Annotated in this window: 15 protein-coding genes; 9 read left to right on the forward strand and 6 right to left on the reverse strand. The window is 68.0% G+C overall.

Annotated elements, in window-relative coordinates; all coding sequences use genetic code 11:
• Nucleotides 1–104 precede the first annotated feature (104 nt).
• The 4 genes from G1H11_RS07930 to G1H11_RS07945 all read left to right on the forward strand — a co-directional run bounded on the left by G1H11_RS07930 (nucleotide 105) and on the right by G1H11_RS07945 (nucleotide 11,319).
• Nucleotides 105–2,966 (forward strand): HNH endonuclease signature motif containing protein, encoded by a 2,862-nt coding sequence (locus tag G1H11_RS07930; protein WP_163817716.1) that lies wholly within the window; start codon nucleotides 105–107, stop codon nucleotides 2,964–2,966.
• Nucleotides 2,967–3,254: 288 nt separating this feature from the next.
• Nucleotides 3,255–6,296, forward strand: coding sequence for a helix-turn-helix transcriptional regulator (locus tag G1H11_RS07935; protein WP_343074829.1), 3,042 nt, complete (start codon nucleotides 3,255–3,257; stop codon nucleotides 6,294–6,296).
• A 74-nt stretch (nucleotides 6,297–6,370) separates the two neighbouring features.
• Nucleotides 6,371–10,456: a S8 family serine peptidase gene (locus G1H11_RS07940; RefSeq protein ID WP_163817719.1), complete on the forward strand. Its 4,086-nt coding sequence runs from the start codon at nucleotides 6,371–6,373 to the stop codon at nucleotides 10,454–10,456.
• 86 nt (nucleotides 10,457–10,542) lie between these two features.
• Entirely contained in the window at nucleotides 10,543–11,319 is a 777-nt protein-coding gene (locus G1H11_RS07945) for a metallophosphoesterase family protein (protein ID WP_163817721.1), read from the forward strand.
• 8 nt (nucleotides 11,320–11,327) lie between these two features.
• On the opposite strand, the gene G1H11_RS07950 is transcribed toward G1H11_RS07945, so the two are convergent.
• The gene (locus G1H11_RS07950) at nucleotides 11,328–12,869 is read right to left on the reverse strand and encodes a DUF3352 domain-containing protein (RefSeq protein WP_163817723.1); all 1,542 of its coding nucleotides are present in this window, start codon (nucleotides 12,867–12,869) and stop codon (nucleotides 11,328–11,330) included.
• Nucleotides 12,870–13,368: 499 nt separating this feature from the next.
• Here G1H11_RS07950 and G1H11_RS07955 point away from each other — a divergent pair, with 499 nt between their 5' ends.
• The gene (locus G1H11_RS07955) at nucleotides 13,369–14,175 is read left to right on the forward strand and encodes a Bax inhibitor-1/YccA family protein (RefSeq protein ID WP_163817726.1); all 807 of its coding nucleotides are present in this window, start codon (nucleotides 13,369–13,371) and stop codon (nucleotides 14,173–14,175) included.
• A 208-nt stretch (nucleotides 14,176–14,383) separates the two neighbouring features.
• Here G1H11_RS07955 and G1H11_RS07960 read toward each other — a convergent pair whose 3' ends face one another.
• Both G1H11_RS07960 and G1H11_RS07965 read right to left on the reverse strand, forming a co-directional pair.
• Complete coding sequence (locus tag G1H11_RS07960) at nucleotides 14,384–14,614, reverse strand: DUF4287 domain-containing protein (RefSeq protein WP_163817728.1); 231 nt, start codon at nucleotides 14,612–14,614, stop codon at nucleotides 14,384–14,386.
• A 91-nt stretch (nucleotides 14,615–14,705) separates the two neighbouring features.
• The gene (locus G1H11_RS07965) at nucleotides 14,706–15,926 is read right to left on the reverse strand and encodes an acetyl-CoA C-acetyltransferase (protein WP_163817730.1); all 1,221 of its coding nucleotides are present in this window, start codon (nucleotides 15,924–15,926) and stop codon (nucleotides 14,706–14,708) included.
• 91 nt (nucleotides 15,927–16,017) lie between these two features.
• Between G1H11_RS07965 and G1H11_RS26970 the strand changes: the two genes are divergently transcribed.
• Nucleotides 16,018–16,620, forward strand: coding sequence for a GNAT family N-acetyltransferase (locus tag G1H11_RS26970; protein WP_216843557.1), 603 nt, complete (start codon nucleotides 16,018–16,020; stop codon nucleotides 16,618–16,620).
• On the opposite strand, the gene G1H11_RS07975 is transcribed toward G1H11_RS26970, so the two are convergent.
• Nucleotides 16,615–17,661: an SGNH/GDSL hydrolase family protein gene (locus tag G1H11_RS07975; protein ID WP_163817734.1), complete on the reverse strand. Its 1,047-nt coding sequence runs from the start codon at nucleotides 17,659–17,661 to the stop codon at nucleotides 16,615–16,617. The genes G1H11_RS26970 and G1H11_RS07975 overlap by 6 nt on opposite strands.
• 101 nt (nucleotides 17,662–17,762) lie before the next feature.
• Between G1H11_RS07975 and G1H11_RS07980 the strand changes: the two genes are divergently transcribed.
• Nucleotides 17,763–19,127, forward strand: a complete 1,365-nt coding sequence (locus tag G1H11_RS07980; protein WP_163817736.1) for a cystathionine beta-synthase — start codon at nucleotides 17,763–17,765, stop codon at nucleotides 19,125–19,127.
• A 69-nt stretch (nucleotides 19,128–19,196) separates the two neighbouring features.
• Here G1H11_RS07980 and msrA read toward each other — a convergent pair whose 3' ends face one another.
• Entirely contained in the window at nucleotides 19,197–19,865 is a 669-nt protein-coding gene (gene msrA / locus G1H11_RS07985; protein WP_163817738.1) for a peptide-methionine (S)-S-oxide reductase MsrA, read from the reverse strand.
• A 170-nt stretch (nucleotides 19,866–20,035) separates the two neighbouring features.
• Entirely contained in the window at nucleotides 20,036–21,490 is a 1,455-nt protein-coding gene (gene yczR, locus G1H11_RS07990; RefSeq protein ID WP_163817740.1) for a MocR-like transcription factor YczR, read from the reverse strand.
• Between the two features lie 61 nt (nucleotides 21,491–21,551).
• Here yczR and yczE point away from each other — a divergent pair, with 61 nt between their 5' ends.
• Nucleotides 21,552–22,196: a membrane protein YczE gene (gene yczE, locus G1H11_RS07995; RefSeq protein ID WP_163817742.1), complete on the forward strand. Its 645-nt coding sequence runs from the start codon at nucleotides 21,552–21,554 to the stop codon at nucleotides 22,194–22,196.
• 104 nt (nucleotides 22,197–22,300) lie between these two features.
• Nucleotides 22,301–23,443: a cystathionine gamma-synthase gene (locus tag G1H11_RS08000; RefSeq protein WP_343074830.1), complete on the forward strand. Its 1,143-nt coding sequence runs from the start codon at nucleotides 22,301–22,303 to the stop codon at nucleotides 23,441–23,443.
• Nucleotides 23,444–23,580 lie beyond the last annotated feature (137 nt).

Genomic DNA, 23,580 nt, shown 5'->3' on the forward strand with positions numbered 1-23,580 from the left:
GATATTAGTTGATCTAGTTGCCTCTCGGTTAGCTATATCTACGTTTTTCAAGGCCTGTCGGCGTGAACTAACGCTTGACGGTATGCGGTTGGAGGGAGCTAGGCATGGCCACGGTCATCGAATGTGCTCTCGCTGGGCTGACACCGAGGATCAGGCGTGGCGTCCTTGACGTCGACATGCGCTGGGTATACCCGAGTGACGACACCGCGCCCGTCGCCGTCGCTCCCACTACTGGCGAGCCTGCTAACCCGGCGTGCGCGGAAGTCGATGCCACAGATGTCGACACTGATGACGGTGGTACGGGCGATGACTCCAGAACCAGTGATGCGGGGTCGGCCGACGGCGCGGATGGCGACGTCGTGGCCACCGGTATGAGTGACGATGTCGTGGCCACCGGCGGCGCGGATAGCGAGGTCCTGACCACCGGTATCAATGACGTCGTGACCACCGGCGTGAACAGCGATGTTGTGATCACTGGCTGCGAGAGTGAGGATGGTGCTTCCACCTCGGGCGCAGCAGAGGGCGAGCGGGCGAACGAGGGTGACGGCTACCCTAGGCGGTCCGGCGAAGAGCACACGTTCGGCGAGTCGGGCCGGGCTGCCCCACGTCCTGAGTCGGCCGGTGCTGGAGTGCCTTCTGGATTGGCGGCGATGCCGCCTGGTCCGCAACTGGGTGCCATCCTCGACAACCTTGCCGTTCAGGTCGTGCCGGGTCGTGACACGGTCGACGTGATGACGGCAACGTACCGACAGCTCTGCCACCACCAAGCAGTCTTCCTGGAAGCGTTGCTCGAGACAGGGATGCGTGAGGCGCTCTCGTCGGAGACGGTTTCACGGGTCCAAGCCCCCAGTGAGTTCGCCGCGCAGGAGGCGCGTGCAGCGCTTGTCTGGTCTCGCAGGCGTGCCGACACCACGTTCGCCTTCGCCTGGGATGTGCACCATCGTCTCCCCATGCTGGGTGAGGCTATGTTCGCCGGCCTTCTTGACGAGCCTCGCGCTCGGGCGTTCACACAATGGACGTCCGGCCTGACCGACGATCAGGCCGCACAGATCGTCGCGGAGCTTCTGCCGCAGGCGCCGGGATTGCTCGTCGGGGCGTTGATCGACCGAATCAAGCGAATGGCAATCGCCATCGATCCCGAGTGGGCTGAACGAAAGTACCGCCGCGCGGTGCGAGGCCGCCGGGTAGAAGGCAGCCGCAATGAGGACGGCACGGCGAACATCAGTGGACTGGATCTACCCGTCGACCGGGCGGCCGCCGCAGGAGACCGGGTCGACGTTCTGGCCAGGGCCTGCAAGCGGGCGGGCGACAGGCGGAGAATCCAGCACGTGCGCGTCGACATCTTCCTCGGCATGCTTGACGGTTCTTTTGAGCGCATGAGCGACGACGACATCGTCGCCTGCGTCGTTGCGAACCCCTTTGTGAATGATCAACATTTCGGAAACCAAGAGACCGCGCCATCGGACGGCACCTCTGACAACTCGCCACGCAGCAGCGGGGGCGGCAACCGTGCCGACCGCGACGGCGTTGACGGCAGCGATGGTGAGGACGCCAGCGGCGACGGAGGCGGCGACGGAGGCGGCGACGGAGGCGGCGACGGAGGTGTGGATAGCGGAGGTCCAGGAGGTAGCCCGTCTCCAGGAGGTGGCCGGGGTCCAGCGGGTCGCGGGGGTCCAGGAGGTGGCCGAGGCTCAGCGGGTGGCGGTGGTCGAGCGGGTGGCGATGGTCCAGCGGGTGACGGTTCCCCGGACGGTGACGGCACGCGGCAACGTGGCTCGCGAGACATTGGCACGGCCGGAAATAAGGCCCCAACGGCGGGTCGGGCATGGTCTGTCCGTGAGCTGCGGGTGGAGATCGCGACGATGCTCGGGTGGAACGAGCACCCGGGGGAGATCGTCGGTTGGGACTTCATCACAGCTGTCTTGGCGCGCCAGACGATCAGCACGATGCATGGCGCGGAATGGCGGTGGGTGGTCTGCGACGAGCGCGGGCGACCCGTTGGCTGCGGCATCACTACGGCACGACCGGCCACGGCGCATTTCGCCGCGGCACGGGTCTCGCGTGACCCCGGGCGACGCCGTGGCATCGTCGAGCTACACGTCAAGGTCGCAGAGTTGGAACGGATGCGCCTCACCTGCGGCGAGAATGCTGAGTGGGCAGGTGTTGTCGCCGATGTGATGCGGCGATATCGAGAGGCTGAAGGCGGGCTTGGCCACGATCGGGAACCAGGCGACGCTTCGTCGAGTGTGGGTGGAGCCGCGTTCCGAGCGGATGTACGCCGAGCCTATAGGCGAAGCCCTGACGCGGGGCTCCGTCGCGCGATCCAGGTCCGCGACCGGGATTGCGTCCATCCGGCTTGCCGGGCTCCGGCCACTCGCTCTGACCAGGATCACGCACGAGCCCGCTCCAGCGGTGGGCTGACGAATCACCAGAACCTGGGCTCGTGCTGCCGGTTCGATCATCGACTGAAGCATGACGGCGGATGGCGCGTCCACAAGCCCGATCCACACGTGACGGTATGGATCAGCCCGCTCGGCCACACCTATGTCAATCGGACACCGCCGGTGATGCCGCCGGTACCTCGGCCCAGGCCTGCTCGTCGTTGCGTGGAGCCGGATGTCCTCGAGAGTGTGCGGGAACGTCTCCAAGCGAGCAGCGTCCCGCCGACCAAGAGCGCCCGCGTTCCGGAAGATCCGGCCGGAATGTGCCGCGGTGTCCACGAGCGCGGTGGATCGGAGAGGGGCGACTGCGGCTGTTACGGCCATTGCGGCTGTCGGGAAGCGCCGCTGATTGCTCCTCGGTATGGCTCCGTGCGTACCGTCACGAGAAGTGCTCCGGCTGTAGCTCGGACTAGGGCCGCCCACGTGCATCCCGGTCATGAGCACGCATTCTTGCGGGGATGTCCGAGGAGCGATATGGATGCCAAGGCAGCCGGCGCGGACGGCACCGACATTCCACCGTTCTGACACCGGGCAGCGGGCACCGGGCAAGCCGGGGACCGGGCAGCCGGACAAGCCGGGTAGCGGGCAAGCCGGGCACCGGGCACCGGACAAGCCGGGCGGCGGGTAGCCGGACAAGTCGGGCGGCGGGCACTGGGCAAGCCGGGCAAGCCGGGCAGCCGGCAACCGGGGAGCTGACCTTGCGGCACGGTCTCGTCACTGTGGACATGCGAGGCCGCGTGGTTCTGCCAAGATTTCGGTCGGCGATGGCCCAAACTTGAACACGTGAAACCTCGCACCGGGCCCGTGTCCTTCGTGGGCCGTCGTCACGAGCTTGCTGTGATGACCGCTGCGCTAGATGACGCACCGGCGTTGGTTCTCCTCGAGGGTGAAGCCGGAATCGGAAAGACTAGGCTGATCCACGAATGCCTGGCCGCGCGACCGGTGAAGCCGCACACACTGCAGGTCACATGTCCGCCTTTGCTGGAGCCGTTTCCTCTCGGGGCCGTGGTCGACGCGCTCCAGGCGACCCTCCGCGAAACGATGCGAAAGATCGCGGACGGCACGGCTGGAATCGAACTGAGCCCGCTGACGGGTGCCCTGCGGCCGTTGTTTCCAGAGTGGGCAGAGGCGTTGCCGCCTGCCATGGAGTCTCTCGACGATCCGAAGGCCACGCGGCACCGGCTGCTGCGTGCGTTGATGGAGCTGATCGAACGCTGTGGCGTGAACGTGCTCGTCTTCGACGACGCCCATTGGGCGGACGCGGCGTCGTTGGAGCTCTTGCTCATGCTGGCGGCCTCGCCGTTGCGGAGGATGAACCTGATCGTTTCCTACCGTTCCACCGACGTCCCGGCTGGGTCGGTTCTGCGCCGTCTCACGTCGAGTTCCGCGGCCCGGACAGGCTCGGCGCGTATCGTCTTGGAGCCGCTGACCGTCACGGAGACGACGCAGATGATCGCCGGCGTCTTCGAGACCCGACAGGTATCTGGCGAGTTCGCCACATTCATCCACGAACGCACCGCTGGTTTGCCCTTGGCCCTGGAAGAGACGATGTGGCTGCTGCGTGACCGAGGCGACATCTTTCCAGCGGCCGACGGGTGGGGGAGACGGGCGTTGAGCGAGCTGCAGGTGCCGCCCACGGTGCGTGACTCGGTCCTGGAGCGGGTCGAACGGCTCGACCCGGCCGCGCAGCGCGTGCTTGAAGCCGCCGCGACGTTTGGCGAACCAGCCGGCGAGCCGGCCCTGGGCGCGGTGAGCGAACTCGACGCGGAGCACGCCAGGCGTGGGCTCGCCGCCGCATTGAGTTCGGGGTTGCTCATCGAAACCGAACCCGACCAGTTCGTCTGCCGGCACGCATTGGCTTCACGCGCGGTAGAGGAGGCGGTTCCGGCATCAGAGCGACGACGCATGCATCGCCGCGCGGCAGAGGCGCTCGCGGGAATGGAGCCGGTGCCTGTGGCGCGGCTGTGCCGGCACTACCGCGAAGCCGGAGACGTCGGCCGTTGGGCCGAGTACGCGGAGGCCGCCGCTGCCCGGGCTTTGGAATCCGGAGACGACCATGCGGCCGTAGTGTTCCTGTATGACGTGGTGACGACCGCGGAGCTCTCTTCGGACCTGATGATCCGGCTGGCCCGGAAGCTGGGTGAAGCGGCGGCGTGGGGCGGAGCCTCCCTCGGCACCATGGGGCGACGGGTCTGTGACGCGTTGAGCGCCGTGCTGGATGCCGTCGATGTCCCGGCTGTGGATCGGGGCGAGGTCCGGCTACTTCTCGGCCGCCTGCACCTGCAGTTGGGCGAGTTCGAGACCGCAGTGCGCGAGATCGAGGCTGCGGTAGCGGAACTGGACGAACGTCCCGACCTCGGGGCTCGGGCGATGATCTCGCTGGCGTTTCCCCGGGGGCACGACTGGCCGGCCAGTCGCCATCGCTCGTGGCTGGATCGCGCGGTGGCGCTCAGATCGCGCGTGAGTTCACGTGACGAACGCATCTGGCTCGCCGTCGACCGTGCCAGCGTGCTGCTGATGCTGGGCGACGACGCCGGTTGGGTCGCCGTGGACGAAATCGAAGACCGGAACACGGATGAGGACGGCGACGAGACCGGGCCCGCCACCCTGTTCGAGCTGCGGCAGATCGCCAGAGGCTTGATGAACGCCGGGCATTTCGCGATCGCGTGGGGCCGCTACGCCGAGTCACGACGACGGTTGACCGCGGCCGTGGACCTCATGCGAAGTTCGGGGTACGGCCGGTTGGTGAACTCCGCCCAGCTGACCGTGGCACATCTGGACTGGCAGACCGGGGCATGGACGGGTCTCGCGGACCGGATCCGCCAACTGGCCCAGGACGAAGACACCCTCCCGGAAGCGCAGCTGGAGGCCGCGCTGTTGCTCGGACTGCTCGATCTCAGCACAGGCAAGCGGCAGTCCGCGCACGAACGGTTGCGAAACGTGCTCGACGAGGCGATCCGGCGGGGGCTGATCGACGTGCAGGGGCTGCCGGCGGCGGCCCTTGGCCGGCTCCATCTGGCCGACGGTGCGCCGGACCGTGCCGTGGCCGTCACCCAGCCGGTCGTGGAACTGATCGACCGGAAGGACATGTGGCTGTGGGCGACGGATGTCATGCCCGTATTCCTGGACGCGCTGGTCGCGGCCGGCGACACCGAAGCTGTGGCCGCTTGGGCGAGGCGTTTCACCGCTGGTTTAGGAGACCGGCACGCACCGGCACCACAGGCCGCGGCGCGTCTGTGCCAGGCGGTGGCTATCGAAGCCGCTGGTCGGCCTGGACGCGCCGCGGCCCTGTTCGGCGACGTGGCCCGGGAATGGCGGGATCTGCCGCGGCCGTACGACGGGCTCCTCACGATGGAGCGCAGGGGGCGCGCGCTACTGTCGGCCGGCGACGAGGCGGGTGCGGTCGACACGCTGGTCCCGACTCAGCGTGCGCTCGTGGACGCGGGCGCACGGTGGGACGCCGACAGGGTCGCCCACCTGCTGCGCAGACACGGTGTCGAGGTGGCCCGGGCATGGCGTGGAGGGCGCCGGGGTTACGGAGATCAGCTGTCGCCACGCGAACTGGAGGTGGTCCGGCTCGTCGCTACCGGCCTGACCAGCCGCAAGGTGGCCGAGACGCTGTTTCTCTCACCTCGGACGGTTGACCGCCACCTCAGTTCGGCGATGCGAAAGCTGGATGTCAGCTCGCGGGCGGCATTGGCGCTCGCGGCCAGTGACACCGGCCTCCTCGATCTTGACCATGCCTACTCCGCAGCCGCGGGGACTGGTCAGGCGTCCGCCAGCTCATCCGACCATGAGCACACCAGAACGGAGAGCACAGCGTCGGAATCCAGCCCCGAGTCCAATATTGGGTAATTTGCTCAATCGCAACCCTCGTGCGGGTGCGCAAGGCTGATTCACTGCCGTGACCCCGCTGAAAACGAGGACTCATGCACATCTTGCGCGCATTCCGGTCAGGTCGCCGTCCCCGCGCCGTCGGGCTGGCGATCGTCGTGCTGCTGGTCCTGACGGGAGGCACCCTCCTGCCCGCGGCGAGCCAGCCGGATCCCCGGGCGAGTGGTGCGGCGGCTGCGCCGAGCCAGCCGGAAACTGCGCCGAGTAACCTGGTTGCCAGTTCCAGCCATCCGGAGACATCGCTAGCCGGCCTGTCTGGACCGGCCGGGCCGACCGGGAGCTGGCCCGGGAGCGGAGCCGGGAGCGTGCCACGAGGCACGTATCGAGTGACGCTCGTGACCGGCGATGTCGTCGTACTGCAGGTCTCGGCCGACGGCGTGCAGAGCGTGCTGGAGTATCAAGCGCCTGCGGTGGCGGGACCGCAGGGACACGCGTCGCCGGGCCCGGAGGGCGTGCGAACCGCTCCGGCGCCTCGGGTCGACGAGCGAGACGGCCACCTCCACGTCATCCCGGCCGAGGCCGAGCCATATCTGGCTTCGGGTGTCCTGGATCCGCGGCTGTTCAACGTCTCGCTCCTGGTCGAGCAGGGGTATCACGACGACGCCACCGGCGAGCTTCCGCTGATGCTGCTCGCGCCCGACGGGCCGTCGACGATGGACGCGGTGCCGACGCCCCGTGGAGTCCGCGAGGAGCGGCAGTTGCCCAGCATCGGAGCGATCTCGGTATCCGCGGAGAAGCAACGGCTGCGGGAGACATGGGAATCGCTGCGAGGACGGGAGCCGGCACCGCTCGACGCATCGGGCGCGGAGCTTTCCACCGTCAGCGGTATCTGGCTGAACGGCAAAGTGACCGCTGCTCTCGATGAGAGCGCGGCCCAGGTCGGGGCACCAGAAGCATGGGACTCCGGATACGACGGCAGCGGTGTCACCGTGGCGGTGCTGGACTCCGGTTACGATCCGAACCATCCAGACCTGGTCGGGCAGGTCGTCGCCGCACAGGATTTCACCGACGTGATACCAGGCGAGCCGGGCCCCGGCGATCCCGACCCGGGCGAGCCGCTGCCTGAAGAGCAGTTGCCCGAAGAGCAGCTTCCAGGCGAGAACACCGGGGACAGCACGGCCACGGGAGATGCCGGGAACGCCGCCGGCACGGCACGCGGCGACGCTGTCGCCGCCGACGCGAACGGTCACGGGACGCACGTGGCCGCCACCATCGCCGGAACCGGGGCGGCCTCGAACGGTGCGTACACCGGCATAGCTCCGGGCGCCAAGCTGCTGATCGGCAAAGTCCTCAACGACGCCGGGTCCGGAATGGAGGACTGGATCATCGCCTCCATGGAGTGGGCGGTGGCCGAGGGCGCAGACGTGGTCAACATGAGCCTGGGCACGCCCTACACCACCGACGGCACCGATCCGATGAGCCAGGCCGTCAACCGCCTAAGCGAGTCGTCGAACTCGTTGTTCGTGGTGGCCGCCGGCAACATGGGTCCTCAAGACGAGAGCGTGACATCGCCGGGCGCTGCGACGGAGGCGCTGACCGTGGGCGCGGTCACGAAGGACGACCGGATAGCCGACTTCTCGTCCCGCGGGCCGCGGGTGGGCGACGGCGCGTTGAAACCGGAGATCGTGGCACCAGGAGTGGACATCGTCGCCGCACGGGCTAGCGGGACCTCGCTGGGCAACCTGCTCGATGAGCACTACACGTCGCTGAACGGCACGTCGATGGCGGCTCCGCACGTTGCTGGCGCCGCGGCGATCCTGGCGCAGCAACGACCCGACCTGGGTGGGCGGGATCTCAAGAACCGGCTGATCTCCACCAGCCAGCCCCTCGAGGGCGTGCGGTTGCCGCATCAGGGTGCGGGACGACTGGACGTGATGAGCGCCGTCGACGACACCGTCTCGGTCGACGAGAGCGTCCTTACCCTCGGTGAACTGCCGGAAAAGGGTGAGGTGGTGCGGACGCTGACATTCCACAACCCCCTCGACCGCAAGGTCACGCTTCGACTCTCCGGCGCCCTCTCCCGGCACGGCGACGACGGGAAAGGCAAGCCCGTTCTGCGTTTCCGGAAGCCCGTTCTCAGCATTCCGGCCGGTGGCGAAGCGAGCACCGACGTGCGCTTCACCGCCGAGGGCATCGAGGGTGGCACCTACACGGGGCATATCGTCGGGACCGATCCGCGCAACCGTGAGAACGACGTGCGCGCCGTAACCTCGTTCACCGTGCCGCGTCCCCTTCACGAACTGACCGTCGAGGCAGTCGACCGGCGCGGTGACCCCGCGAACGTCGTCGTCGACGTGTGGAACAACGAATCGGAGGAGTACGGGCGGTTCTTCGGGCCCGAGGGACGCGCGACCGGCCTGGTCCCCGAAGGCGACTACACGGTGGTGACCACGATCGACACGCCCGACGGCCCGGGCGCGGCTCCGGGCCATACCTTGGCCGGCGACCCGGACGTGACCATCGCCGGTGATGTTGACCTGCACTACGATGCGGCAGGCGCTGAACCGGTCCGGGTGGAGACCGAACTCGAGACGGACCTGGACATGTACCACTTCACCTGGAACCGGGAGATCGACGGCCGGGCAGCGACGCCGTTCCCGACCACTGGACTCTTCGGCGACGAGCTGTCGGTGTTTCCCAGCCCGGAACCGCAGGAAGGCACGTTCGAGTTCGCCTCGACGTGGCAGTTCGTCGAGCCGATCATCTCCGCGGACCTCACCGGCCCGCAGGGCTTCGAGCTCACAACCACGCCCTACCTGTCGCAGACCGCTCGCCCGTTCGTCGGCGAGGCGGACCTACCGATCGTCTACGCCGGAACCGGGACACCCGACGAGCTGGCCGCGGTGGACGTGGAGGGAGCGGCAGTGCTCGTCACGCGGGCGGGCGACGGTGACATCGATCAGTGGGTCCGCGATGTCGAGGACGCCGGTGCCGCCCTCGTGCTGGCTCACAACGACCGGCCCGGGCGGTGGAGGGGGACGGCATGGAGCACGGACTTTCCGCTCTACATGATCGATCAGGAAACCGGTGAGCGGTTGCGCCGCGCACTGGCAGAGGACCCCACGGCGACGCTGGCCGTGCGCGGGCTTCAGGATCACGGCTATGCCTATCAGTTGGCGTTCTTCGAGCCCGGCGGGATCCCGGGCGCGCGTACGTACCGCACGGCTGACCACCCCATGGCCCAGGTGACTTCGGATTACCGGGAGGACTCCGACCGCATGTCGAGGAACGAGATGTGGGTTCCCTACGTCGACAAGCGGGTCCTCGGCAGCAACTTCAACATCCGGCGGCACGGCCCCGTGGTGCGCACCGATCACATCAGCACCGAAGGCGTCGAATGGCAGCGGTTCGCGTTGCCGCACTACTTCGCGAGCCTCTACTGGAGCATGTCCGAGATCGAGCCTTACGAGGCCGGCGAAACCTACGAGCAACTGTGGTGGGGTCCGCTGACCCACCCGGGCGTCGCGGACGCGGCAGGCCTGGAAGAGTACGGCGCGCCGGTCGCACGATTCCGGGACGCTATCCGGGTCGGTCTGTCCGAGTATCTCTACGGACCTGTGTTCGGCGAAGCCTATGGAGACTTCGGTGACGTCTCGAAGCTCACCCTGCGCAGTGACGGTGCCGTCGTGGACCGCATGCGCGGCGGTTTCGGGCAGTTCACTGTGCCCCCGGTGGAAACCGAGATCGAGCTGACATTGGAGGTCGCCCACGGCGACGACCATTTCGCCGACACATCGGTCCGCACCGAGACCACGTGGAGCTTCACGTCGGGACGTACTGGAGAACGACGCACCGTGCTCCCGCTTGTGCAGGCGGACTACCACCTGGAGACCGGCCAGTACAACGAGGTGCCGGCCGGCTCGTCGTACTCGCTCGTCGTCGAACCCGGCTACCAGCGGGAGGCCACCGGACCAGGTGACTTCACGATCGCGGTGGAGGTCTCGTACGATGACGGCGACAGCTGGACCGAGGCGCCGGTGACATCCGTGGACGGCCGCTTCGCGGCGATGGTCCCCGCCGCCGACGGGGACGGCTTCGCCTCGGTGCGCGTCGTTGCCACCGACGCCGATGGAAACCAGCTGGATCAGCGGATAGATCGAGCCTGGCGTACTGCCGAGTAACGGCGTCGGTCCGGGTCCACCGGCCGGTCGGGCGGCTCCAGCCGGCTATGACCGGCCGGGCGGGCCTAGGGGAGGACTGAGTAGCAGTGCGACGTGAACCTTTGCGCAGCGTGGCCATCCTGTCCGACATCCACGGAGCTCTGCCGGCTCTCGAAGCGGTCTTGGCGGAGCCGGACGTGCAGGCCGCGGACCGGCTCGTTCTCACCGGCGATATCGCCGCCGGACCGCTCCCGGTGCAGACACTCGACCTGCTCGTCTCCCTCGGTGAGTGGGTGACCTGGGTCCGGGGAAACGCGGACCGGGAGCTGGTCGACGTCGCCCGTGGCGAGCGAAGCGAGCACGAGGTGTCCACCTGGGCTGGACGGCAGCTTCGGCCGGACCAGGTCGACCTGCTCGACCGCCTGCCGCATCCGGTGACACTTGACATCAGCGGCTTCGGCCCGGTCCTGTTCTGTCACGGCACGCCGCGGGACGACGAGGAGGTCGTCCTCGTGGACAGTGCCCTGTCCCGATGGGCCGACGTCTTCGCCGGGCTCGACCCAGCGGTACGCACCGTCGTGTGCGGGCACACGCACATGCCGTTCCAGCGGATGGTGGACCGGCGTCTCGTCGTCAACGCCGGCAGTGTCGGCATGCCCTACGGGCGGCCTGGTCCGCACTGGGCGCTGCTTCGCGACGGTGTGGTGCAGCTACGCCGCACCGAGGTGGACCTCGAGCGGATCGCGGTACAGACCGTCGAGCTCAGCCACTTCTCCGGCGTCGAAATGTGGGTGGACCACTACACGCGTTCCGCGGCGTCGGACGCCGAGGCGCTGCGTGTCTTCGCCCCACGGGACGGCCGGGAGGACAGCCAGGAAAGCTGACCGGGGCCTCAGTTGGCCGTGATCCGCATGGTCACCTCGGTGTGTCCGTCCCGGATGTGCGCGGAGTAGCCGATCGCCTGCACCGCTTGCAGGGAAGCGACGAGGTCCTCGTTGCCCGGCTCGTCGAAGAAGGACGTGACGAGATCCTCCACCGTGTCGACATTGACGAAGAACACGGCGTCGGCGTTGGCGGCGTCCTTGACGGCGGTGGTGTAGACATCGGTGTCGCCGAGACCGCCGCCCTCAATCAACCGGGCGCCGGCCTCCGGGCTCGAAGCGATGAGGTAGCCGTCGTCGGTGAGCTCCAGCGGGAGGTCGTCCATCGGCATCTCGGCCCACTCGGCCCAACGTCGAAGCTTCTCCCACACTTCCCGCGCGGCGTCGGCGTCGGTGTCCACCAATGCGCCCAGGCCGACCGACGACATGTCGCCGTAGGTGGTGATCGCGTCGATGTCCACGTTCTGAGCGTCAAGCGTGAGAACGAAGTTCTCACCGAACAACGTGCCCAGGTCGTCAGGGAAGGTCAGACCCGCCGTGGCGGCGAGGCCTTGGATCATCCGCGACTGGTCCGGTGTGGCCTCGAAGAGCGTCTCCCAGTTCTCCCGCAGATAGCTGTCGCCGTTGGCGAAGCCGAGCAGCAGGGTGGTGTCCTCCGGCACGTCGGCTCGTACGCCTCCACCGCTGAGCTCTGTGTACGCGTCTCCGGTGATGACCGAGGCGATCTCGGCGTAGTCGCTGTCGAACCGGAACGCCATGGCGACGCTGCGGTACGCACCCTCGAACATCGCCCGCATGTCGTCCATCGACGGCATGTCCGGGTCGTAGAAGGCGTCAGACGGGTGCATCTCGGCTCCCGGCATCTCGAACGCGTCGAACATGCCGGCACTGGAGAACCACATCGACGCGACGCCCTGATCTCCCAGCAGTTTCATCGCCTCGGTGAACTCCGAGTTGGAACTGAGGGAGGATTCCTGCGCCCATGCCGCGTGACGCTCGGCGTTCTCCTGCGTGTCCGACAAGATCAGATAACCGTCGGAATACACCCGCCCGAACTCGTCAGCCCCTGGATCGCCACACGCCAGACCCTGCTGAATGGTCGCCTCGGCCGCGTCCTGGTCCTCGATCTGCAGCGCGACAGCGAACTCCGGGTCCGTGCCTTCGCCGGTAGGTGGCAGCATCGCTCCACCGAGGCGGTCGCCGAGCCACGGCTCGACGTCGGCCTCGAAGTCGATGTCGCAGCCGGTGGCCGCCGTGAACTCGTCGATGACCCGCTTGCGCAGGTCCTCGTCGTCGGCGACGCCGCCCAGAGCGTCGCCGATAGCCGGGAACTTGCGCAGGAATCGCATCGCTTCGATCTTCTGCGATGCGGATGGGTCCAGATCGAGACGGAAGTAACCCACCGCGTCGGCCGGAAGCACGTCATGCGGCTGGGTGCCGGCGCCGTCGAGCGAGCGCCAGGCGAACACGCCTCCCGGAACCAGGAGCAGCACGGCGAGGGCGAGGGCAGCGGCGAGCACGCCACGGCGGCGCTGTGGGTGCGGCTCACCCACCGGCTGCTCAGCGATGCTGGGAGGGGGAGGCGGCGGTGGCAGCGCGCTGGACGGCGCCGGTGAGCCGGCCGAAGGTTCCGGCGCGCTGGACTGTGATGGGGTGCTGGATGATGGTGGCGGTGGCGGCGGAGTGGCCGGCGGGGCCGCAGGCGGCGCCTCGTGCGGTCGATCTGGGCTGGCCGGGTCCGACGTCGACATTCCTGTCCCCTCGATCTCAAGCACGACGAATCACTACACAGGCTAGTCCATCCCCTCGTGTGGAGCGGATCCTCAGCGAACCGAACCCTAGGGTCCGGCGAAATGCGAGGACCGCTTTCAGCGTTGTACTGAATGCTGTATACGCCGACGGGCCGGCACCGGCGGTCCATGGTCGAAGACTCGGCAGCCCCTGGTTGGCAGTGGGATAGGCCGGAGGCCCGCCACGGTAATACGCGGGCCTGATCTGTACAGTAGAAGTGGACGAGTTGATCTGCCCAGAGGTGGGCGTTGGAGGAGAGCGATGCAGAGTAGTAACCCGGTATTCGGGCGGTCGGCTGCTTTCAGCGGACGCCCAGGTGTTCAGCAGGTTCCGGCACCGAGTGCCGAGAAGCTCGAGCAGATGTACTCGGCCCCGTCTGCCACCCCGTCGCAGACCGGCCGGATGACGTACGACGATGTCGTCATGCGCACGGGCGCCACGCTCGGTGTGCTGTTGATCGGCGCGGTCATCGGCTGGATGAATACCGGCCTGTTCTACGTCGGACTGATCGGTGGCCTTGTCCTCGGACTTGTCAATGCGTTCAAGAAGGAGCCGAGCCCACCGCTGATTCTCGCGTACGCGGCCTTGCAGGGTCTGTTCGTCGGCGGCATCAGCTCCATTCTCGAGGGTTCCACCATCTCGGCGGGCGGCACGCCGCTCAACGGAATCGTGGCTCAGGCGATCGTCGGAACCCTCGGTGTTTTCGCGGTGTCGTTGTTCCTCTACCGCAGTGGCCGGATACGGGTGACGCCGAAGTTCCAGCGTGGCCTCTTGATGGCCATGGGCGGCTACATGGTCTTCGTCGTCTTCAACCTGATGGCGCAGATCTTCAACTGGACCGACAGCCCCTTCGGGTTCCGCAGCGGCTGGCTCGGTATCGCGATCGGGCTGTTCGCGGTCGGTCTGGCGGCGTTCATGCTAATTCTCGACTTCGACTTCATCGAGAAGGGCGTCAAGGAGGGCATCCCGGCCAGGTTCGCCTGGACCGCGGCGTTCGGCCTCACTGTCACCCTGGTCTGGCTCTACATCGAGATGCTCCGGCTGCTGGCCATACTCAGAGGCGAATGACGCCGCCTACCGCGCCGGCACGTTGAGGGCGGCGTCGGAACGGGCCGTTCACAGCAGACAGTGAAGGCGGGTGTCGCCGGGGAAGATCGCCCCGGTGACACCCGCCTCTTCTATGACACGGACGTCCCACGCGGGCCGCACGATAGTAATGCCCCGGCGTCGGGGCAAGGGGGGACGCCAACGGCCGTCGCTGTGCGAAGCGTCGTGGCTACTTGAACGCGCGGGCGGCGCGGCGGAGGTTGTGCTCGTGCACGATGGCCGTCGCGTGCCCGTGAGCCAAGCCGTGCTCGCTGCGCAGCCATCGGACCCGATCATCGAAGCGGGAGAACGCCGGACCGGCTTCTAAGGCCTTGAACCACTCCCGGAGATCTCGACCGGTGCAACTCGGCACTCGGGCGAGAAGATTGCGATGGGTTTCCTCGGAGTGGTTCAGGCTCATGGTCGCCTCCGTTGCTCGTGAGGGCTCCTTTATTCGACTCTGCCTCACGCTCGCGGCCATGACAAGCCCTATTCTCTGATCAACTCGGCTGTCAGATCATTTCGATGAGCACGGCCATGCCCTGACCACCGCCGACGCACATGGTCTCCAGACCCACGGTGCCGCCCGTCTCCCGCAGGCCGTTGATCAAGGTAGTCATGATCCGAGCGCCGGTGGAGCCGAACGGGTGCCCGAGCGCGATGGCGCCCCCGTGGACGTTGAGCTTGTCGTAGGCGATTCCGAGCTGGCGCGCACTCGGCACTACCTGTGCGGCGAACGCTTCATTGATCTCAACCAGGTCGACGTCGCCGATGTTCATCCCGGCCCGGTCCAGCACCCTGCGGGTGGCCTCGACCGGGCCGAGTCCCATGATCTCCGGGGACAAGGCGGACGTCGCGGTAGCCACCACGCGGGCCAGAGGTGTGATCCCGAGTTCGTGGGCACGGCTGTCGGACATGATGACGACGGCCGCCGCGCCGTCGCTGAGCGGCGTGCAGTTCCCGGCGGTGACCGTTCCGTCCGGCCGGAAGGCAGGCGCCAGGGCAGCTACCTTCTCCAGCGTGGTGCCTGGGCGCGGGCTGTCGTCGACGTCCACGACGCGGCCGTCGGGCAACGTGACCGGCGTGATCTCCCGGGTGAAGAAGCCCTTCTTGATCGCTTCCTCAGCCCTGTTCTGCGATAGAACAGCGAACTCGTCTTGCTCAGAGCGGCTCACACCCGTCAGGGTGGCGACGTTCTCCGCGGTCTGGCCCATCTGGATGTAGATGTCCGGCAGGAGCCCGTCCGCACGCGGGTCTGTCCAGGGCTCGTTGGTCTCGGCGAGGCGTGCCGTCCTTTCCTGGGCGGCTGTGAACAACGGGTTCTGAGCGGCTCCCGCGTCCACCCCCGCACCGCCGAATCCCGCGTAGCGGGACACGCACTCGACGCCGGCGGACACGAACGCGTGGCCCTCTCCTGCCTTGATGGCGTGGAAGGCCATCCGTGCGGTTTGCACGGAGGACGCGCAGAACCGGTTGATCGTCGCGGCCGGCACCGCGTCGAGGCCGAGTTGCACAGCGATCCGGCGTGCGACGTTGCCGCCGTGCTCGTCTCGTGGTTCCGCACAACCTACGTAGATGTCGTCGAGCTCGGCCGGATCCAACTGGGGCACGGCGCTCAGCGCGGATTGGATCATGGCTGCCGCGAGGTCGTCCGGCCGGACGTCGACCAGTGATCCCTTGAACGCGCGGCCAATGGGCGAACGCGCGGCAGCAACGACGACGGCTTCGGCCATGGTGCCCTCCCCAGAGGCTTCTAGCCCCCGATGTTACCCGTTGGTAGAGTGCCGATGGCAAGTGGAGTCCGACGGTTCGCCGAGGAGAGCTGTGCAGCGTAACGACATCCCCGTCCGCACGGCCACCCTTGAGGATGTCGATGCGGCGACTCGCACCTTGACTCGCGCGTTCGCCGACAACGTCTTCACCCGGCACGTCATCAGTGGCGACCATTATCTTCAGCGGCTGGAGCAGTTCCACCGCCTCTTCGTCGAGAACATCGGCATCCCGTACGGCCGGGTGTGGATCACCGCCGACGGCAGCGCGGCCTCCGTCTGGACCACACCTGCCACGGCGGATTCCGGGGATGTCCTCGCCCCGATCGCCGGGCGTTTCGGGGAGCTCGCCGGTGACCGGGCGGACGTGTACATCGCTTGCGAGGAGGAGATGGCGCGGCACCGGCCGGCGGGGCCGGTCTGGTTTCTCGGCAGCGTGGGGGTAGATCCGGCTCGGCAGGGCCGGGGACTCGGCAGAGCGGTGATCGAGCCCGGTCTCGCCGCCGCCGACGCTGAGAGCGTGCCCGCGTTTCTTGAGACTTCTGAGCGGGTCAACGTCGGCATCTACGAGCGGATGGGCTTTGAGGTGACGGCCGAGTACGAGCTCCCGGCCGGCGGACCGGTCACCTGGGCGATGACTCGTCCCGCCGGCTCATGAGCCGAGCCTTTGCTCCGCCGTCGGACCGGTAGCCGTGTTCTCCGCGGCGTGTAGTGCGTCCGGACTCGCCGCGCGGCCGCGGTTGCGCAGCCGCGCCCAGGTCCCGCGCGGGCCCCGTCGGTTGCCACCGACCGTGGTGGCGGCCACCTCGGAGCCTGCCTGATTCGCGGCCGTGGCGGCGGCGACGGAGACGGGCAGAATACTGTCACCCGCGAACGGCTCGAGGGTGTCGTCGTCCTCCGACCACAGGCCCAGGGCGGCCACCACTGACGGTAGCGCGGCAGCAGCGGCGTGGGCGTATCCGGCCGACGACGGATGGAACTTGTCCTCGCTGAACAGCTCCATGGGAGACGCGGCGAACTCCGGTCCCAGGATGGAGCCGAGGGAGACGGTGCGCCCACCGGCCTCAACCACCGCGACGGTCTGCGCTGCCGCGAGCTGGCGGCTCCACCGGCGGGCGAGCCAGCGCAGAGGTGGCTGGATCGGCCTGATGGTTCCGAGATCCGGGCAGGTGCCGACGACCACCTCACAACCGGCGGCACGAAGACGGCGAACGGCGTCGATCAGCAGGCGCACCGCTTCGGCAGGCGGGACTTTGTGAGTGACGTCGTTGCCGCCGACCATGATCAGGGCGGCGTCGGGCGACACCACGAGTGCCTTGTCGACCTGCTCGGCGAGGTCGGCGCTGCGTGCTCCGACCATCGCGACGGTGGTGAGGTTCACCGGCCGTTCGGCGATCTCGGCGAGTCCGCCAGCGACCAGTGCACCGGGCGTCTCCTCCGCCGTCGGAGCGCCGAATCCCGCCGCCGACGAGTCTCCCAGCACCACGAGAGAGAGCGGCTCGCCCCGGTACAAGCCGTAGACGCCGTCCGGGTTGGGCGGGCCGTTCAGCGGGACGCTGGTGATGGTGCGGCGCGCCATCCTGGCCTGGAGGCGGAGCAACCCGTAGAAGGACGCGCTGAGCAGGCTGACTCCACCGCCGCCGTACGCGGCTGCCGTGCCTATCCGCCGAGCATTGTGAGCATTGATCACGCCTGCCATGCGCCCAAATCTAACCCGGAAAGCCGCCGCGCGACATGTGGCGGTCTTCCCCGGGCGGCGTCCTGCTGCCCGAACCGCGTCAGTGAGATTAGAGTCGGGATGTGGAGTACTACGAGAACGTCATCGACCTCATCGGCAACACCCCATTGGTCCGGCTGGGGACCATGGCCGCCGACCATCCCGCCACCGTGCTCGCGAAGGTCGAGTACTTCAATCCGGGTGGCTCGGTGAAGGATCGCATCGCGGTACGGATGGTGGATGCGGCGGAGGAAGCCGGCCTGATCGGCCCGGGCGGCACCATCGTCGAACCGACCAGCGGCAACACCGGAGTCGGGCTGGCGCTCGTCGCTCAGCGTCGTGGGTACTCTTGCGTCTTCGTCTGCCCGGACAAGGTCAGCGAGGACAAGCGCAACGTGCTGCGGGCCTACGGCGCACGAGTGGTGGTCTGCCCCACCGCCGTCCCGCCGGACGACCCGGATTCGTACTACTCGGTGTCCGATCGCCTGGTCAAGGAGATCCCCGGCGCCTGGAAGCCGGACCAGTACTCGAACCTGGCCAATCCGCAGTCCCACTACGAGACCACCGGTCCGGAGATATGGCGCCAGACCGAGGGCAAGATCACCCACTTCGTGGCAGGAATCGGCACAGGTGGCACCATCAGCGGCATCGGCCGGTACCTGAGGGAGGTCTCGGGCGGCCAGGTGCGCGTGGTGGGCGTCGACCCCGAGGGGTCCGTGTACTCGGGTGGGACGGGCCGTCCCTACCTGGTCGAAGGCGTGGGAGAGGACTTCTGGCCCACCACCTACGACCAGGGCATCTGCGACGAGGTCATCGCAGTCTCGGACAACGACTCGTTCGACTACACCCGCCGCCTTGCCCGCGAGGAAGGTCTGCTGGTGGGCGGGTCCTGCGGCATGGCCGTCGCCGGCGCGTTGCGGGTGGCCGAGAAGGCCGGCCCTGACGACGTCATCGTGGTCCTCCTACCAGACAGCGGCCGCGGATACATGTCGAAGATCTTCGACGACAGCTGGATGATGGCGCACGGCTTCCTGCCGCCCGCGGAGGGCACCACGGTGGGCGACGTCATCAGGCACAAGCCGGGCGACATCCCCGCTCTGGTCCACACCCATCCCACGGAGAGCATCGCCGATGCGGTCGCGATCCTGAGAGAGTACGGCGTGTCGCAGATCCCCGTCGTGCGCGCCGAGCCTCCGGTGATGGCAGCCGAGGTGGCAGGGGCAGTCGTCGAACGCGACCTCATGGAAGCGTTGTTCACCGGCACGGCGCTGCTGTCCGATCAGGTGTCGCAGCACATGTCCGACCCGCTGCCGCTCCTGGGCGCGGGTGAGCCCGTGTCGAAGGCCTACGAGAGCTTGCAGGATCGCGACGCTCTGCTGGTGGTCGACGACGGCAAGCCGGTCGGTGTGCTGACCCGGGCCGACCTGCTCGGTCACCTCGCTCGGTAGCGGGCCGGCGCCCACGTCTGTGCGGGCCGTGGGCGCCGGCAAATGCCGTCAGAACGTGGAGGGTGTCGGTCAGAACGAGGTTCCGGTGCCCACGGGGCACGCCACGCCGGTACCGGCCAGGCCGCAATAGCCGTTCGGGTTCTTGGCGTCGGACAGGTACTGCTGGTGGTAGTCCTCGGCGTAGTACAGCTCGCCGAGCTGTTCGATCTGCGTGGTGATGGCGCCGAGCCCGGCGTCGGCAAGCTTGGCGGCGTAGGCGTCGCGGGAGGCCAGTGCGGCCTCGCGCTGAGCCGGCGTGGTCCAGTAGATCGCGGACCGGTACTGCGTTCCGACGTCGTTCCCCTGCCGCATGCCCTGGGTGGGATCGTGCGCCTCCCAGAACACCTTCAGCAGATCCGCGAAGCTGACCTGCTCAGGGTCGAAGACCACCCGGACCACTTCGGCGTGGCCGGTGCGCGCGGTGCAGACCTCTTCGTATGTGGGATGCGGCGTGTGCCCGCCGGCGTAGCCGACGGCCGTGGACCATACGCCTGGGATGCGCCAGAACTCTCGCTCCGCGCCCCAGAAGCAGCCCATGCCGAACACCGCCTCCTGGAAACCGGTGGGCGGTTCGGCGTCGATGGGTGTACCGAGGACCGTGTGGATCCCGCTGATGGCGAACGGGCGCGTGTCTCGGCCGGGCAGCGCCTCGCCGGCGCCGACCAGATGGGTCTTCGTGGACTGACCGAACAGCGACAACGCGAAGCACCTCTCTCCGAAGAACTGGTACTTCCAGCAACGCTACCCGCAGCGGCATTGTTCCAGTGCGGCATCCGCCCGGGCACCCACCTGCGTTGACCATGGCGAATGCGTCGACCATGGTGAATGGGCTGACCATGGCAACCCTCTGAAGCGCTGGTCCAGAGAAACTAGGCGAACAGGTCGTGGATGTTCGCCGTGGAGATCGCCGTGCCGTCGGTGACGGCGGCGTAGGCCTGGGCGAGGACGTCCACGGCGTGCTCGAGCGTCTGGACCGGGAGTGTGTACGGCAGCCGGAGCCGGCGTTCGAAGGCGCCGTCGACGCCGAAACGCGGCCCCGCCGCGAGCCGCAACCCGTGCCGTTCCGCGGCTGCCACCAGGCGGCTGGAGACCGGACTGCCGAGGTCGCACCAGAGTACGAGCCCGCCGCGAGGCCGCCGAACGCTCCATCCGGGCAGCTGAGTATCGATGGCCGACATCAGCGCATCACGCCGGTTGCGCAGCTCCTCTCGCCGGCTCGGGAGCACGTCGTCCATCCGGGTCAGCAGCTCGACCGTCGCCAGTTGCTCGAGCATGGCCGACGAGATGTCCGAGGTGGCCCGTGCGGACGCGAGGCGGCGGACGGTGGTGGTGTCGGCGCGGATCCAGCCGATGCGCAGGCCTCCCCAGAACGGCTTGCTGACGCTGCCGACGGTCACTGCGAGCTGGTCCGGCAGGCACGTGGCGAAGGGCGCCGGGGCGTCGCCTTCCAGCGCAAGCTCGGACAGGGTCTCGTCGACGACGGCCACCGTGCGGTTTTCCGCCAGCGACGACGCCAGCGCGTCTCGTTCGACGGCGGTGGCCGTCAGCCCGGTCGGATTGTGGAAGTCCGGAACCAGATAGGCCAGCCTGGGTCCGGTCTGGCGCAGGGCAGCGGCGAACGCGTCGGTGTCCCAGCCGTTCCCGGCGAACGCCACCGGTACGGTACGCGCGTTCAGCCGGCGGATAGCGTCGATGGCGTTCGGGTAGGTGGGATGCTCGATGAGCACGCGGTCCCCGGGATCGGTGAACACGCTCAGAGCCAGGGAGAAGGCGTGCTGGGCACCGGAGGTGACCAGGATCTGCTCCGGGATGGTCGGCAGGCCGCGCACGGTGAACCGGTGTGCGATCGCGGCACGCAAGGCGGGCAGCCCGAACAGGTCGTAGCCGCAGGTCGGCAGATATCGGGGGAGCTGACTGAGGGCCACCTCGTAGGCCTCATGCAATGTCCGCTCCGGCGCCTCCGGAGCGGCGTGTGCGAGATCGAGGATGTCAGAGCCGTCGGGGCCGAACGGTGACCAGAAGCTCCCCGCGAGGGACGACGTGTGCGTGGCAGGCAGCGTGGTCCGCGTGCCCGAGCCTTGCCTACTGGCCGCGTAACCCGTGGAACGAAGCAGGTCGTAGGCAGCGGTGACAGTGGTGCGGCTGACCCCGAGCACACCCGCGAGCTCGCGTTCGCCGGGCAGACGTGCGTCCAGCGGCACCCTTCCGTCCAGGATCAGCATGCGGATCGCCGCTGCGAGCCGAGCGTAGGCCGGTCCGCTGTCCTCGATTCGGGACCATGGGCCAAGTGCGCGAGCCAGTTGCCGGCCACCGAAACTCTGCATCAGGCCACTTTGTCACAATTGGACCTTGATTAACAGGCCAATAAGACGTGAAATCGGTACCGTGCTTCACGACAGCTTCTCCCGCTTCGGCGAGCGGCGTCTGCCCCGCCGTCTCGGCCAGCTCTATCTCGGGCTCGCGCTCTACGGGTTCAGCATGGCGCTGATGATCGTCTCCGGTCTCGGGCTGGATCCGTGGGACGTCTTCCACGAGGGCGTCACCGCGAGAACACCCCTGACGTTCGGGACGGTCACGATCCTCGTCGGCGCCGCTGTGCTTCTCACCTGGATCCCTCTTCGCCAGCGCCCGGGCGTCGGCACCGTCAGCAACGTGGTGGTGATCGGCATCGCCGTCGACGTCTCGATCTGGGCACTGCCCTCGCCCGGCGGATTGGCGACACAAGCACTGTTCCTGGTCGGCGGGGTGGTCCTCAATGCGGTGGCGACCGCTGCCTATATCGGTGCGCGGCTCGGACCTGGCCCCCGCGACGGACTGATGACCGGCCTGGTGCGAAGAACCGGGCGCTCGGTCCGCCTCGTGCGTACCTCCCTCGAGGTGACCGTGCTGGCTGTCGGGTGGCTGCTGGGCGGTACCGTCGGCGTCGGGACCGTGCTGTACGCGTTGAGTATCGGGCCCCTGGTCCACGTGCTGATGCCTCGCCTCACTGTGCCCGGCGATCGTCGACCCGTAGGTACCGGTGTGCGGTGATGGTCGCCTCGTCTGACCTGTGGCTCAAGCGTGCGCTCAGTCGTGTGCATCGTGGCGACCACGACCGAAGGCGTGCGAGGACGGCCCCGGACGGCGTAAGGTCCATAACCGTGCACGGATTCGAGACACGAGCTATTCACGCCGGCCAGGAGCCGGACCCCCGGACGGGTGCGGTCATCCCTCCCATATACGCCACCAGCACGTTCGCTCAGGACGGTGTCGGCGGCCTGCGGGACGGCTATGAGTACAGCCGGTCGGCCAACCCCACGAGAACGGCGCTGGAGGAATGCCTTGCCGCGCTCGAGGTGGGGGTACGGGGCCTGGCCTTCGCCAGCGGCATGGCCGCGGAGGACACCCTTCTGCGCACGGTGCTCAGCCCAGGCGACCACGTCATCATTCCCAACGACGCCTATGGCGGCACCTTCCGCCTGATCAGCAGGGTGGTGGAGCGCTGGGGCGTGTCATGGACGGCTGCGCCGGTCTCCGACATCGAGGCGGTCCGCGGCGCGATCCGGCCGGAGACGAAGGTGGTGTGGCTGGAGACACCGACCAATCCGCTGCTCAACATCGCCGACATCCCTGCGCTCGCCGAGGTGGCGCACGACGCCGGTGCCCTGCTCGTCGTCGACAACACGTTCGCCACTCCGTACCTCCAGCAGCCGCTGACGCTGGGGGCCGACGTCGTCGTCCATTCCACCACCAAGTACTGCGGCGGCCATTCCGACGTGGTCGGTGGCGCCCTCATCACGGGGGACGCCGCGCTGGGCGATGAGCTCGCATATCACCAGAACGCTCTGGGCGGCGTCGCGGGCCCGTTCGACGCGTGGCTCGTCCTGCGCGGGCTGAAGACGCTCGCGGTGCGGATGGACCGGCACTGCGACAATGCCGAGCGGGTGGTCGAGGCCCTGGCGGGGCACCCCAACGTGGCGGAGGTCCTCTACCCAGGGCTGCCGTCGCATCCCGGCCATGAAGTGGCCCGGCGGCAGATGCGGCGCTTCGGCGGCATGGTGTCCTTCCGGGTCGCCGGTGGCGAAGAGGCCGCCGTGGAACTTTGCAACCGCGCACAGGTATTCACTCTGGGCGAGTCGCTCGGCGGCGTCGAGTCCCTGATCGAGCACCCCGGCCGGATGACGCACGCCAGTGCCGCCGGCAGTCCGCTGGAGGTTGCTGCCGATCTCGTGCGACTGTCCGTGGGTATCGAGACCGTCGATGATCTCCTCGCGGACTTGGACAACGCCCTCAAGTAGGCCGCGGCGACTCGTCTTTCCTCCGCTGCGCCCGCCCGCCAGTCTGCCACGGGCGGGCTCACGGTCCGAAGCGTCGTTTCGGGTTGACCGGCGGCCGATCGGATGAGAACGTAACGCGGGCGAGCGGAGGCGCCATC

Origin of the sequence: Phytoactinopolyspora alkaliphila (genome assembly GCF_010550695.1) — a bacterium.
Classification (GTDB): domain Bacteria; phylum Actinomycetota; class Actinomycetes; order Jiangellales; family Jiangellaceae; genus Phytoactinopolyspora; species Phytoactinopolyspora alkaliphila.